7 protein-coding genes, 1 tRNA gene and 1 pseudogene are annotated in these 14,612 nt (G+C 35.5%); 2 read left to right on the forward strand and 7 right to left on the reverse strand.

Features of this window, described 5'->3' with window-relative positions; translation table 11 throughout:
- Positions 1–70: 70 nt before the first annotated feature.
- From ABXH06_RS06965 to ABXH06_RS06980, 4 genes and pseudogenes are all read right to left on the reverse strand, one after another.
- Entirely contained in the window at positions 71–1,651 is a 1,581-nt protein-coding gene (locus ABXH06_RS06965; RefSeq protein WP_353517753.1) for an alpha-L-fucosidase, read from the reverse strand.
- A 101-nt stretch (positions 1,652–1,752) separates the two neighbouring features.
- The gene (locus ABXH06_RS06970; protein ID WP_353517754.1) at positions 1,753–4,677 is read right to left on the reverse strand and encodes a TonB-dependent receptor; all 2,925 of its coding nucleotides are present in this window, start codon (positions 4,675–4,677) and stop codon (positions 1,753–1,755) included.
- Positions 4,678–4,903: 226 nt separating this feature from the next.
- Positions 4,904–6,142 (reverse strand): annotated as a pseudogene (locus ABXH06_RS06975) (malic enzyme-like NAD(P)-binding protein).
- A gap of 116 nt (positions 6,143–6,258) precedes the next feature.
- On the reverse strand, positions 6,259–7,902 hold the full coding sequence (locus tag ABXH06_RS06980) for a sulfatase family protein (protein ID WP_353517755.1): 1,644 nt from the start codon (positions 7,900–7,902) through the stop codon (positions 6,259–6,261).
- Positions 7,903–8,413: 511 nt separating this feature from the next.
- On the opposite strand from ABXH06_RS06980, the gene ABXH06_RS06985 reads away from it, so the two are divergent.
- A complete protein-coding gene (locus tag ABXH06_RS06985) occupies positions 8,414–8,692 on the forward strand; it encodes an HU family DNA-binding protein (RefSeq protein WP_353517756.1) in 279 nt (92 codons plus the stop codon).
- A gap of 99 nt (positions 8,693–8,791) precedes the next feature.
- Here the strand turns inward: ABXH06_RS06985 and ABXH06_RS06990 are convergent, their stop codons facing one another.
- The 3 genes from ABXH06_RS06990 to ABXH06_RS07000 are packed head-to-tail and all read right to left on the reverse strand — an operon-like array spanning position 8,792 to position 13,838.
- Positions 8,792–11,779: a site-specific integrase gene (locus ABXH06_RS06990; RefSeq protein WP_353517757.1), complete on the reverse strand. Its 2,988-nt coding sequence runs from the start codon at positions 11,777–11,779 to the stop codon at positions 8,792–8,794.
- Positions 11,780–11,783: 4 nt separating this feature from the next.
- Positions 11,784–13,283, reverse strand: a complete 1,500-nt coding sequence (locus ABXH06_RS06995; RefSeq protein ID WP_353517758.1) for a hypothetical protein — start codon at positions 13,281–13,283, stop codon at positions 11,784–11,786.
- Positions 13,284–13,298: 15 nt separating this feature from the next.
- Complete coding sequence (locus ABXH06_RS07000) at positions 13,299–13,838, reverse strand: hypothetical protein (protein ID WP_353517759.1); 540 nt, start codon at positions 13,836–13,838, stop codon at positions 13,299–13,301.
- Positions 13,839–14,419: 581 nt separating this feature from the next.
- Between ABXH06_RS07000 and ABXH06_RS07005 the strand changes: the two genes are divergently transcribed.
- Positions 14,420–14,503 (forward strand) — tRNA-OTHER (locus ABXH06_RS07005).
- Positions 14,504–14,612 lie beyond the last annotated feature (109 nt).

The following is a 14,612-nucleotide window of genomic DNA, read 5'->3' on the forward strand; positions in this document are numbered from 1 at the left end:
TACATAGAGCACTTAAATTTTCCGTGTGTACAATACACACGGAAAATAGTCAGTTACTTAACAATAAGAATTACTTAACCGCGCTAGCCTTAGTTATTTTCAATGTATTCATATAGGTATTAGTCACGTCATTAATACCAAACCCTGATAAGTCAACTTCAATGTTGTCACCTTTTTGTTGCCAGTTAACCGCTTTATCACTGCCTAACATTGCAATAGTAGAGTTTTGCGACAATTTCACATTTTTAATTGTTAAGGTATTGCCCGGCCATTTTGGCATAAAAGCAAATAATGTATCGGCCTTACGAGTGAAATATAACTCTTTCACTGCCTGACCTGGTCGCGGCATAATGCTCATCTCAAAAATAGGATCTGGTACGCCATGATGGAAATCTTTTTTGGTGTATTGAATACGCTCGCCTTCACTCCATTGTGCATCTGTCTGCCAACGCTTAGTACCATAAATTGCTTCACCATTTACTTCTAACCATTTACCAACTTCAATTAAGCGATCTTCCATAATGACTGGGATACGACCGTCAGCTGTTGGGCCAATATCAAGTAAGAAGTTACCTCCTCGTGAGACAATATCCACTAACATAAAGGTGAGTAACTGCGAGGAGTTATAATCATCATAGGTTTCAACGCGATTTAAACCAAATGACTTACCAATGCCCCGGTTTTCTTCCCATAAAATATTGGGATCTTCAAAGCCCGAGCCATACTCAGTAGTCATATAACCACCGTGTTTGCCACGTACTTTACCCCAGCGATCATTGATAACCACTTCGTCTTTGTTCGGCGCATTGTTGTACAGCCAAGCCAACATGGGCTTGGTTTCCCACTTCTCGTCATCCATCCACCAGTCACCATCGGAAAAAATAACAGATGGTTCATAATCATTAACGATTTGCTTAAATTGCGGGTACATCACTTCATTAATGTACTTTTTACGACCTTCTTGAGGTAAACCTGACTTGCGTTTAGCCCCTGTGGTCGGTTGTTCGGCTTCTGGCCAATACGGGTTGAACCAGTCCCAGATAGAGTAATATAGCCCCATTTTCAAGCCTTCACTACGTACTGCTTTAGTTAAGTCACCTGTTAAGTCACGTTTAGGACCTGAATCAACACTGTTCCACGGCATTCCAAAAGATTCAGAGGCTTCTTTAGACGGAAATAAGGTATAACCGTCGTGGTGTTTTGAAGTTAACACGACATATTTGGCACCAGAGCGTTTAAACACTTTAGCCCAATGCTCTGGGTCAAACATTTCTGCTTTAAAGTCTTTTCGAAAGTCTTTATATTCAAAGTCTTTACCGTAGTTTTCATCATGAAAAGCATTAACATCAGTCGCGCGGCCAGTCGCAGCAGCATGCTTACCACTTTGATCGCCATCTTTTGCATGCCAATACCACTCAGAATAACTGCCACGTGTAGAAAATGCAGGCACTGAATATAAGCCCCAATGGATAAAAATACCGAATTTTGCTTCACCAAACCATTGAGGCGTTTCCCTGCTATCAAGCGACTCCCAAGTGGGTTGATATTCTTTTGCTATAACAGAGTTAGGTAGTGTAACAGCTAAAATACTACTGCTTAACGCGACAGCCTTGAACAGCTTTTTCAGTACATGAGTGTTTGTATTAATCATATTCATTCTCATAAAATTAGGTTTTGACATTATCGCCAAAAAAAATATCTGATAAAAAAAGGAAGCCATTAAGCTTCCTTTTATTCAAACAATACGCTGTTTTAGAATGTGTAGCGTAATGATAAACGGTAGTTTTTACCTGTATTATATAACGCTTGAACACGATCTTCAGGTGTACCACTTAAGTCACTTGAAGTTTCTTTAACGATATCTCCTTCAATGACTTTACCGCCTGTAGGATTGGTAATCACGTTGTAGAACGTGTCATAACTATCCGTTAAGTTATTGGCTGAAAACGTCACTTTTAATTTATCAGTGATTGCGTAATTGATTGCTAAATCAAGCGTTTCACGCGCATCACGAACTAAACTAGAGTTAAAATGAGTTGTTTGGCTCAATGCTTTACTACGGTATGAGTAAGCTAAACGCACACTTGTTTTGTCATCTTCCCAAAATAATGTTGCGTTCACTGAATCTTTTGAAGTATTTAAAAATGGTAAGCCATTAAATACATCTGTTGGATCATCAGGGTTCACAATTGATTCACTGTCTGCATAAGTATAGTTAATTGATGAACCTAAGTGACTAAAAAATCCTGGTAAGAAAGTATAGTTTTGTTGATACGCTAATTCAGCACCTTTTATGTCTGCACTACCACCATTAACTGTCGTGTTATATGGTATTTCAGCACAAGGAGACGTAGCATTTAAGCGATCAGGATCACCTTCTGGGTAATCTACACGGTCAACAATACATTGATTAGTGAGAGGATTTTCTAACTCTCTAAGCTCAGTTGTATTATAGGTGTAACTAACAAAGTCTTTATAAAACAGTGCTACTGACAATAATGCACCTTCATCAAAATACCACTCAGCTGATACATCAAACTGATCAGCTAAGAATGGGTCAAGGTAAGTATTACCGCCATTTGCCGTAGGTGTTTCATTTAAGTTCTGTGCTTTAACGTCATAACCAGGGCGTAAGCTATTAATATTTGGTCTTGCTAGTACTCTAGCACCTGAAGCACGTAAGACAACATCATCATTGACTAACCAGTTAATTGTTGCACTTGGTAAAAATTCTGCGTAATCATGCTCGGCTTCGACAGGTGTTAAGACAAATTCATTACCCTCGATTAAAAACGGCATGTTTTTATCAAACTTGATGCCTGATGTACCATTTGAGCTAATATCAGTCGCAGCATATCGAACACCAAAGTTACCTGTGACCTCACCATCTAAGAGCTCGAAGTTAGCTTGTACATATGCACCATAGGTAGTTTCATCAACTTCCCACGCCTTTAATGGATTAGGTGTAAATGGGTTAATTGTGCCTTCACCAATTCCACTTGGAAATGCTAATGCCACACCTTCCGCACTATTTGGCATTAACCAGTCATTTACCATTGAGCTTGGCGCGATACCATCAAGAAAGTTTCCTTCAGTGATACTCGTTGAACTCACATCACTAGCAAAAATATTGTCTTGATTTTCAAAACTACCTTTATTTAAGAAAACTTCTTCCGCATAAACACTCTTACTTCTATCAGTATATTTTACGCCGAATTCAACAGAAGTAATAAAAGAGTTATCAACAGCTCGTTCTACGTCAAAGTACGCACTTATTTTTTCGTCATCCACTTCTCGTCTATCTGAACGTACTGCTGACAACTTCATTTTTGATGGGTCTGTCGGGTCAAACTGATCACAATAATTATTGACCATCAAGTTATCACCTTCAGGCCCTTCTTCAACATCAAAACCACACCAGCCTGATGAGTCTGTCGCATTACCAATACCAGTATGAACCCAAGCTGTTCTGAAGCCATCAGTAAACTCTTGATCAGTTAATGCATAACCTACACGACCAGAAAATGTCCAGTAGTCATCAGGCGTATGTTGAAATTGAGCACCTAACACTAATGAATCTGTTTTATTTAACCAATTACCAGACTGATTCAAGCCACCTGCTTTTTGAGAATAAGCTGATACAACATTATTTGATTCACCACTTTGGTCAATCGTGACAATGTTATTGGTATTCTTAAAATTATGTAATCGTGCTGTTGAGTGTAAATGGTCAATTTCATTACGTGAAAAAGATGCATCAAAGCGAATATCAGTATCAGCATCAGGACGATATTGGAAAGTACCTGTACCACCTACTTTTGTTTTTTCATCTAAATTAAGGCGATTAACAGAGAACCATGGCATAACAGCACTGATAGGTCCTTCAATAAGCTGGCCTGATTCAGCATCATAAACCGTTTGGTCTTTTTTATTTTTTGGATCATCTTTTGTTTGATATTTTTCTAAACGGTTACTGAAAATTTGATATTCATCTTTTCGTACATCTTGCTTATCGTAAAATAGTGACCCAGAAAACCCCATATCGTCACTTAAGTTCTGAACAAAGTTAAATGAGAAGCGAGGTGTCGTTTCTTCACTTAAATCATTATGGCGAGCTTCAACGGTTAATACTTGTGTATTTTTCTTATTTGAAAGTGGTGCACGTGTTTGTAAATTGATTGATGCACCTAACGAGCCTTCTTCTTGATTAGCACTAGGCGATTTAATAACGTCAATACGGCTCAAAATATCGGCAGAAAATAAACTTAAGTCAACCGCTTGATCATTGGTATTACTGGTCATTGAGATGCCGTTCATTTTGACATCGTTTAATGCAGCGCTTACACCACGAACGGTAACGGTTTGGCTATCAGAACCTCTATCTAAAGAAACGCCAGCAACTCGAGAGAGTGCTTCAGCAATACTTTCATCTGATGATTTACCAATTTCTTCAGCAATAATTGAGTCTGAAATACTATCGCTATCACGTTTTGCGTTGATAGCAGATGTTAAACTTGATCTAACACCTGTTACTTCAATAATTTCTACTTCATCTGCTTTTGACTGAGTTTCTTGCTCTTGTGCAGCAACAGCAGTAAATGCTGTTGTTAGACCAAGCATGGTTAACATTGCTGTACGACAAGCTAAATTAACTTTGTTCTTTTGAAACGACTTCATATTCTCTCCCCAATCACCTTCAAGTGATTCACTTAAAAATGTGTCTTATATTTATAATATTCACAATATACACTAATCTAACGTAAAGACTTTGTAAATGTTTTTTATTAAAAATAAACACACTTTTTATAAGTTTCTAAAATTTAAGGATTTCTAGATAATTACAACTGTTATACTCTTTATTATTTCGTTATTTTTCAAAACCTGACTGCTACTATTATTTACTTTATTTATAGGTGCTTGGTAACGGTATTCGTGCAACTGACGATTGAATCGCCGCTATTGCTACGGCTTTAGCTACTCTAGCATTTAGTCTATTATCCATTGGCTTAGGGATAATATAGCTCTTACCAAATGATAACTCTTTTTCAGAAGTAGCCTTAATAACTTCTGCTGGTACAAGCTCTTTAGCAATGTCTTTTATTGCATGAACCGCAGCTAGCTTCATTTCATCATTAATCACTCTTGCTCGTACATCTAGTGCTCCTCTAAAAATAAAAGGAAAGCATAAAACATTATTCACTTGATTTGGGTAGTCCGAACGGCCTGTTGCCATAATCAGATCACTTCGTGCAGCTAAAGCTAATTCAGGCTTAATTTCTGGATCTGGATTGGAGCAAGCAAAAACTATTGGGTTTTCAGCCATTAATTTCAAATTTTCAACAGGCAATAAGTTAGGCCCAGATACGCCAATAAACACATCGGCACCATCGATCGCATCTTCTAATGTTCTTTTATCGGTATTATTAGCGAAAAGCTTTTTATATTCATTTAAATCATCTCGGCGAGTGTGCAGCACACCTTTGGTATCTAACATATAAATTTTTTCACGTTGTGCGCCACACTTTACTAACAATTCCATACAGGCAATGGCGGCGGCTCCTGCACCTAAACACACTATTGTAGCATTCTCGATGCTTTTACCTTGGATTTCTAATGCATTAAGTAACCCGGCAGCAGTAACAATCGCAGTACCATGCTGATCATCATGAAAAACAGGCACTTTACAGCGTTCAATTAACGCTTTTTCAATTGCAAAACATTCTGGCGCTTTTATATCTTCCAAATTAATTCCGCCAAAACTATCAGCGATATTAGCCACCGTATTTACAAAGTCTTCTACTGTTTTGTGTTTAACTTCAATATCAAACGAATCAATGTTTGCGAAGCGTTTAAATAACAAGGCCTTTCCTTCCATTACCGGTTTTGAAGCCATAGGCCCTAAGTTACCTAAGCCTAGAATAGCAGTGCCGTTAGAGATCACTGCGACAGTATTCCCTTTTGCTATATATTTATAAACATCATCTGGGTTAGCCGCTATTTCACGTACAGGCTCGGCAACGCCTGGACTATAAGCCAACGATAAGTCTTAGCTAGTTTCTGCAGGCTTAGTTATTTCGATTGCGATTTTCCCTGGCACTGGGGAACTATGATAGGCCAAAGCCTGTTTTTTGAGATCAGTCATTCGGTTTTCCTTTGATACGAAAACAATTAGTAAAAGATTTAATGAGAAAATAAAAATTGCCAGTCAGTGAACTGACTAGCAATTTAGAAAGAAGAAAGCTTGTTAAGTGTTGCTAATTAATCATTCCAATGTTTATCGATAACCTTTTGGATATGCGGATAATTAGCATCGGTTTCATTGTAGGCTTCACGCTGTTTCAACATTTCTGCCTTTAACTTTGCGATAACCTCTTTATATTGAGGATCGTCATAGCGGTTATGCAATTCTTCAGGGTCATTTTTCAAGTCATAAAACTCCCACCCAGCAGGTGTTGCTGTTTTAGATGGTATAACGCCGTCTTTACGACTCCAGTTATGGCCTGCATAGTTAACATCACTTTGTACAGGCGTTGCATCGTAATGGGTACCATAGAAGAATATTAATTTGTATTCTTTACTTCGAACACCAAAGTGAGACGGTACGTCATGATGGGCTCGATGCATCCAATAGCGATAGTAAGTTGCCTCACGCCACTTCTCTAACGGTTTATTATCAAACACATTAGCAAAGCTTTGCCCCTGCATGTACTCAGGAGTTTCGACACCAGCTATATCTAACATCATTGGCGCAAAATCCGTGTTATTTATCAAATCGCCATTCACTTTAGGTGCTTTAGTTTTACCAGGATAGCGAACAATAAATGGCATACGTAGTGAAGGCTCATACATCCAACGCTTGTCGATCAAATCGTGCTCACCTAACAGAATACCTTGGTCACCGGTATAAATAATAACGGTATTATCCCACTCACCTGTCTCTTTTAAGTAATTAAATAAACGAGCTAAGTTGTCATCAACGCCCTTAACTGTGCGTAAATAGCGCTTTAAATAGTGTTGATACGACTCATGTGTATATTTTTTATCACTAAGAGACTGATCTACATTCATGTGAATTCCCATATTCCTTCTTGGGTTTCGCTTGGAAACTGAGGTACCAATTTCATGAACTAATGAATCATTCTCTCCTTTTGTCGCTTTAGAACCCCAATTTGGTTGACTATACAAACTCGCCGGCTCTGGAATTTCAACATTTGCTAAGTACTCATCGTAGCGTGGTGCATTTTCAAACATATCATGTGGAGATTTGTAATGATGCATTAAGAAAAAAGGTTTATTTTTGTCGCGATGTGATAACCAATCAATTGACAGGTCTGTGATCACATCAGAAGAATGTCCTTTTGATTGAACTTTGTTGTTTGGCCATTTTCCTTTAGCATTCTTATCACGAAATACTGGATCAAAATACTTACCTTGATTAGGTAAAACTTTATAATAATCAAACGCTTTAGGTTCTTTCTTTAAATGCCACTTACCGATTATTGCTGTTTGATAGCCAGCCTGTGACATTAATTTCGGGAGGTATTGTTTGTCTGCACTAATTTGCCCATCAAGATCCAATGCGCCATTTGTTTGGCTATATTGACCTGTGATAATAGTAGCACGACTAGGGGTACAAATAGAGTTTGTAACAAATACATTATCAAATCTAGTCCCTTCACTAGCTAACTTATCAATATTAGGCGTTGGGTCAATAGATGATAAAAGCCCACCATAGGCACCAATTGCTTGGCGCGTATGATCATCTGACATGATATAAAGAATGTTGAGCTTTTTTTCTGGCGCTTTAGTTATCACGGTATCTTTTTCAGTGTTACCGCAAGCTGATAAACTAGAAGCAATAACAAGTACAGTCCCTAGCTTCTTAAGTAATTGATTTTTCATAATCCCCTCTATTCTCACTTTGGTACTATATAGTAATAGCACAATGTTTATTATATTTAAAAAACACTTTAAACCAGATTTAATTTAAAAAAAAGGAATTTATTTACTTTTAGTAAATATTTCAAAGAAACCATGATGCAATATCACGTTTATTTAGAGCTCATTCGGTGACTTTCTATATTCACAGAAAAATAAGCAAAAATATTTCAAACTAAAAGTACTTATAAGATAAATATGAAATTCAAATTCAGGTAATACTGATGTCACCTCAATTAAAATAACACTCAAAGTTATAGCTTCTACAAATAGATCCCCCCTAAGATGTATATTTATTTTTAATACTCTAAATACTTAAAATTGAATAATTCACAATATTAAACCTTAAATTTATTTCTAAGCCGCTTTGTGCCCCATTGCGAGATAGATCTCTAAATAGAAAACATATTTATTGCCCTATGTAGATATATTTGTTTACTATGAAGCCACAATAAAAATCAATTAGGAAATATTCATGAATAAAGGCCAATTAGTAGATAAAATCGCAGAAAGTGCAGATATTAGTAAAGCAGCTGCAGGTCGCACAATAGATAGCTTGATAGGAGCGGTAACTTCCGAACTAGCTAGTGGTGGAGATGTTGCTCTGGTAGGTTTTGGGACGTTTAAAGTTTCAGCTCGTGCTGCTCGCAAAGGTCGCAACCCACAAACAGGTGCTGAAATACAAATAGCAGCTTCAAATGTGCCTAGCTTTAAAGCTGGTAAAGCATTAAAAGACTCTGTATATAGCAAATAACTTTCCGAAAACGTTGTAAAATCAGCTTGAAACTAAGACTGTTCCAAGCTTTCAAAACGTTAACGATAATACACATTACAGTACACTTCTTTGTAAATTTCAGTTTCGCATCATAATCGCAAGAATATGAAACACATATTTAAGTGCATTACTCGAATACTTTTTATATGTCCAGTTTTTAAATCTCTCTTCAACTAGATTTTCACTTCCAGCATGAAGAAAGTATAGTTTTCCACGGCCGTGTTTAAACTGGTCTTCTCGCCTAACCGAATTATTTAATATCTGTGTATTTATACTTTCTGTAAGCTCCCATTTTTCAGAGCACTTATCTTTTTTATTTATCAAAGGCTCAATTTCTAAATACCAACATGATGGTTTGATAAAACAAAGCACTATTTTCATAAAACGCTTATAGTCTTCCGATTTACTAAACGTAATATACGAATGGCTATGAGTTACATGAGATAGCAGATAATCAATACACCATTCAAACTCACTTTGTTTTTTACCAAAATACTTTCCAAGCTCTTTCATCCATAAATTACAATCCTTTTGTTCATCCCTTGAAGTTATTTTAGGTGGGGATAATAGAAAGCTTTTCTCAGGATATAAACGATACATGTTTTTCTGTGTTTTATATGTATTTTTCAAAAACTCAGCATTTCTCACCCACTTTTCTACCAATTCATCTGTAACAGGTAACTCAAGACAAATTTTTTCTAAGTCTTGATACTTATCATACATATCAAGTACTTCAATACATAAGGCGATACTTGGCTTGCCTTCAATCCTTGAAGATTTTACATGGCCAATTTTCTTTTTAGCTTTAATACTCGTTTTTTCAATAAACTTTGTTGTCTTTTTTACAAGAAAGGATGATATTTGCTCTGCTGTAACATCAACTATTCTCGAATTGTTTGATAGTCTTAGCTTTTCACTTATGTAAGAAGAAGATATACCACTTAAATTACACCAAAATGCCACTGAATACGGTTTATTATGCTTTGACATATGGTCATGAAGTAAAATATCAGTGAAGTGGCTATATGTTTTCAGAGTTGTTTCAGAGTTAATATGCCCCGCGATACTTGATAACTCAGCGTATTTATTTTGAACACTTCCATTAGCTAGGAATTCTCTTATTTTATAGGCGTGAGGTAAATCATATGGAGTATAATTTTCAATCAACTCATCTGAGCCAAACATAACAAGTTGTAATACTGATATACCGCTGTGTCTGAACTGATAAAACCTAACTGGGTGTCCTGCATATTTAGATAACAAATCGACGGTAAGGTTCCTTAGAACATCTGTTGTAAATGGGTTATCAAACTCCCAAAGTTTTGAAAACAACAATGCTTTTTTCCTACCACCCACTTTTGTTTTTCTACGACGAAAATACTCTTCAAATGTTTGCCTTTCATCTTCAAGTAATAGAAGAGTTAAAGGTATTTTACGTTTAGCAGAGGTATTTTTTTTTCCTATATAAATATTAGGTTTAATACGTAGCCAACGTTCATTTGATATCTCAACATCTTCAATTAATATTTTCAGTAATTCTGACGGACGTAAAAATAGTCGTCTTGCTAAAATTAGTATGACATCAATTGTTAGTTTAAATTCATCGGTTTCATCATCAATAGATTTCCTAACATCAAAACGCAACTGTTGATACTGAGACTCTGTAATAAGTTGACTTTGAACTGTACGTGAGCCACTTGTATCAAATTCAAATGAGTCTGGTAAAGGTGTGCCAAAAGCATTACTAGCAAACGTTAATAAACTCTGAAGTTTTTGATGCCTGGTAAAGTCATGGCCATTTTCTTCTCTAGATATGTATTCACATAAAACATCTAAGTCAGCACCATCTACCTCATTGAAATCAAGAGCAATCGTTTCACTCAACCATACATTGCCAATTGCAGAAATAGCTCTTTGTGCTGAGCTATTTATCCAAGTGCCCATCATTAAATTATCAAGGATCCATTCAAGGAGGAGCTCAGCGGTAAATGGAAGGTTATCAAATTGTATAAATAACTGTTTAATTTCATTTATAGATTTTTTATTTGAACGTTTATGATCATTCTCATCAAACTCTCTACAAGCAAAGCGAATTTGTTTGATAAATTCTACTGAGTTAAAAGCTTTATCTATAAAACATTGTGGTGAATTTGATTTAGTTAAATTAGCGCTTTTAAACATTCTAATTTCAAATGCAGGTAATGTCTTTTGCCTATTAAAAGCATGAAAGCAAGCTAATGGCATTGATGAGCTAGGAGTGCGACCAGTAGCATAATGAGTTAAAAAATGAGGCATTTTTATTCCTGATAATTTTGCTCCAAGTGTTGCCGCTGACAATAGAAACTCATTCAATGAACGAGGCTTATACGGAAATTTATCTGGCAATATTAATTGAATAAGTTTCCAAGCATCTCCCTCTAAACAAAGATCTGTTTTATTCTTGAGGAAACGATGAATTGCAGCAAGCGTTAATGTATCAGGACACCACCGTCTTAAGATCAGTTCATTTTCGTCATTATCAATATAGTTAAAGTTATGAGACTTTCGCTGATATGTTATTTCATTAAACAAATGATTACCTGAACGCCTAAACGGAGTAGGTTCATTTACTAAAATATCTGCTAATCCTTGTATACCCTCTACAAAACTTAAGCCACCGTGTATAGCAGCAAAAAATAAAACATTAGCTAATTCAACTCTATTGTCTTTGATCTCTATCGTTCTTTTCTCTAGACCAGTCATGTAATTATCATAAACATGAGATAAGCTATTAGTACGAAATTCATTATTTTTATTAAAAATAACTTCAGGCTGACTTTTTTTGGGTGGTGACTTACTATAAACGAAGTGATTAAGAACATTTATCGTCAACTTCTGTAGTTTATCTTGAGCAGTAAATAGTTTTACCAGTTCTTTTTCAACAGCTAAATATGTTTCATTTTTTTCTTCAATACCTGTTTTATTCTGACTCTCAACTAGCTCTTTAATTAATAAAAGTGCTGCTTCCTTTTTACTTTTTTCGGGTGACGTTTTTAATAATAAAACTAGCTCATTTACATTACTCAATTCACTACTTCCTATAAAAGACAGGTACTGTTCGGACTAGTAATGTTTCTCTCAAGTATTTATCAATTTGCATACTAACTTGAGTTAAATCACCAAAAGATAATGCACTGTATTGACTAAGTGAATGATCTAATTTCGTTTCATGTCCCATAAAACAAGCAATTAATTCATCATTAACATTTTGTTGTTTAAGAACAGTGGCCATTTTGTGTCGATGCCAATTTGGCGGGAATGGAAACCAGCCATTTAGTATCGATGCTATATTTTTTTTAGGGTTTGCCTCAAATAATCTCTCTTGGTCCATTATTTGAAAGATGCCTTTTTTTCCTTTTAATATGTCATCAATTTCATTGTAAATACTTGGAGTAACATATTGAACATTCTCTTTAAGTTTCCCAAGGTATTTCAGATATGCATTCAAAAATTGCAGGCCTATACGAGCTAAAGGAAGTCGTCTAATGCTTTTGCTTCCTTTATCTTCAATAAGTGCAGTGCTAAATTGAAAATCAAAATGATTCATGTCTTTAAAGATGCCTTTTACCGGACGGTGTAAAGTGCAAATTTGTAAAACATCAATAGTCAAAATAGTATAAAGGTTATGACGTTCTTCAATATTTTCAGCTGAAGAGTTCGCTAAATCAATTTTATTTAAGAGTAAATCAAAGTACTCTCTTATAAATTGATCTTTTAGTACCATTCGACTCCCCATAGTTTTTTGAGTTCGTTTCGATGGAAACGTCAACAGAGGTACACCTGCTTTAGTAAACATTTCATCACAAAATGACTTTTGTTTATCTACCAATTCCTGGTTACAAAAAAGTGTATAATAACTAGCAGGATGATACCTTATATTTTCTCCTGCAATGTAAGCATAATCTAATTCAGAAATATTAAACCTTGCTTTTGAGTGATCTAGATATAAACGCACTCTTTTGAGTGTTAAACGAATCGAATATTCTTGATTGATTTTATCAATCGTTTTACTAACGCTACTCTCAATCACTTTAAAATCATGCTCACTATCTCGATGACTTTTTAAAAGTGACGTTAGTTCCTTAGGGATCACAACAACTCCATTAGACGTTGGGCGATCTAGCATATGTTCAAAGTTTGCTGGAATGTGGTGTTTTGGGAATTTCCAATTGATGATAAAAAAGCCTGCACCTGAAAGCTCTAATTTCGTATTATCAATCAAAAACTTTATATTTTGATCTAATAATAATTCTAGATTCCGACCTGTAATCAGCATAGTTAATAACAAACTGTTGAAATCATGCTCGATATATTTGTGACAGTATTTAATTAGTGAAGTGACCTCAAATTCAGTTAACGTATTGGCATCACCTGTTAATCGCTTTTCTTTGCGAATAATATGCTTTCGTGCATATTTGCTTTTTTTAGTTACTGTCGGAGTGCTTTCGTCATTAACAACTGGATTTAATTGCTTATCAGATATAGAGCCATCAGAGAACTGTGTTTCCTCTATTTTCAACAATACTGGCATACCTATCTCTCCCCATTAAAGTTTAAAAGGCAAAATGATTTCTTTCGCTTTTAACCTTTCATTTTGAAGCCGAACAGGTCCTCGCTTTTCACGGCAAAGAAACTGAACCAATGACTCAGCTGAATTTGATTTACACTGCGGAAGTATTTTTTCTTTTACCCCTCTTGGAATGTTTTCCATAACCAATGAAAGGTATGCCAATACTAAATTACGCTGGTAAGTATTCGTAAAGCTATCGACTAAGTACCGCCAAGCTTCCTCTTCAATATCTTTAATTAACTTTTTAGGAAAATTTAAGACAAGTAATTCTTCTGATGATATTGGCGTGCTTTTATGTAATGTGTTCCAGCCAGAAAAAACTTGATATTTTCCATTTCGAGCTCGGATTGAACAGGGTAAGTTAAAATGCTCTTTGCTAAATGTACTCATGTCAAACTTCATAGCTTCAACTTGATATTCAAAGCTATTAAATAATTCGAATGGGGCTTTTGCATCATTGTGAATAATAATTGATTTACGCGACACCTTTAACACTTCTGGTAACATGAGTTTCATATGCATACTCCTGATTTGCATAACTTCCGCCAGAACGTAGTCCTAATAAAACTTCAAATCAACTTTAATTTAATAAAAAACTTTAAATAACAACAAATTAGTTAACTATAGATTTGTTATCTATTGTTTTTAAATAGTTTTTTATTATCAAAAGAATAGAAAAATTGATCAGACAGAAAGGTTAAATAAATCTATTTACTTTAAACTACAAATTTTAGAAATTACTTTTGTAGATAATAAATTTTAAGTGATGCATTTAAATAATTATCTAAAAAAACTGCGAGTGATTGGCTTTCTTTACTAATATAAATGAAATTTGGAAGGGGTCATATTGGTTAGAAAAAACCAATAGTAAAGGTTGGTTATTGTGACATGTCAGAATCAATAGGGCTTAATTGGTCCTATAATACATTACCATCTTATTTCTTTAAGTTAATGAAATACAAAGTTAAACCAAATTTCATCGATTAATAACTATTAGCAACATTTGGCAGGGGTACTCTTACAAGGCGGGGGTCACTGGTTCAAGCCCAGTATCGTCCACCACTCATTTCTATACCTGATTTATATCACTGATATATGGACGATTAGCTCAGTTATGAGAGCACCTTCTACCTTTTACCACCCGCGCCGAATCACTGGTTCAAGCCCAGTATCGTCCACCACTAATTTTATTCCCTGAATTCATATCAAAGATATATGGACGATTAGCTCAGTTGGGAGAGCACCTTCTACTCTTTACCACCCGCGCCGAATCACTGGTTCAAGCCCAGT

It is taken from the genome of Thalassotalea sp. SU-HH00458 (assembly GCF_040362795.1).
In the GTDB taxonomy this organism is placed as follows: Bacteria; Pseudomonadota; Gammaproteobacteria; order Enterobacterales; family Alteromonadaceae; genus Thalassotalea_H; species Thalassotalea_H castellviae.

What these genes read in the sequence shown, in the direction of transcription:
- ABXH06_RS06965 (WP_353517753.1), bottom strand. Translation starts at nt 1,651, where the DNA reads ATGATTAATACAAACACTCATGTACTGAAAAAGCTGTTCAAGGCTGTC.
- ABXH06_RS06970 (WP_353517754.1), bottom strand. Translation starts at nt 4,677, where the DNA reads ATGAAGTCGTTTCAAAAGAACAAAGTTAATTTAGCTTGTCGTACAGCA.
- ABXH06_RS06980 (WP_353517755.1), bottom strand. Translation starts at nt 7,902, where the DNA reads ATGAAAAATCAATTACTTAAGAAGCTAGGGACTGTACTTGTTATTGCT.
- ABXH06_RS06985 (WP_353517756.1), top strand. Translation starts at nt 8,414, where the DNA reads ATGAATAAAGGCCAATTAGTAGATAAAATCGCAGAAAGTGCAGATATT.
- ABXH06_RS06995 (WP_353517758.1), bottom strand. Translation starts at nt 13,283, where the DNA reads ATGCCAGTATTGTTGAAAATAGAGGAAACACAGTTCTCTGATGGCTCT.
- ABXH06_RS07000 (WP_353517759.1), bottom strand. Translation starts at nt 13,838, where the DNA reads ATGAAACTCATGTTACCAGAAGTGTTAAAGGTGTCGCGTAAATCAATT.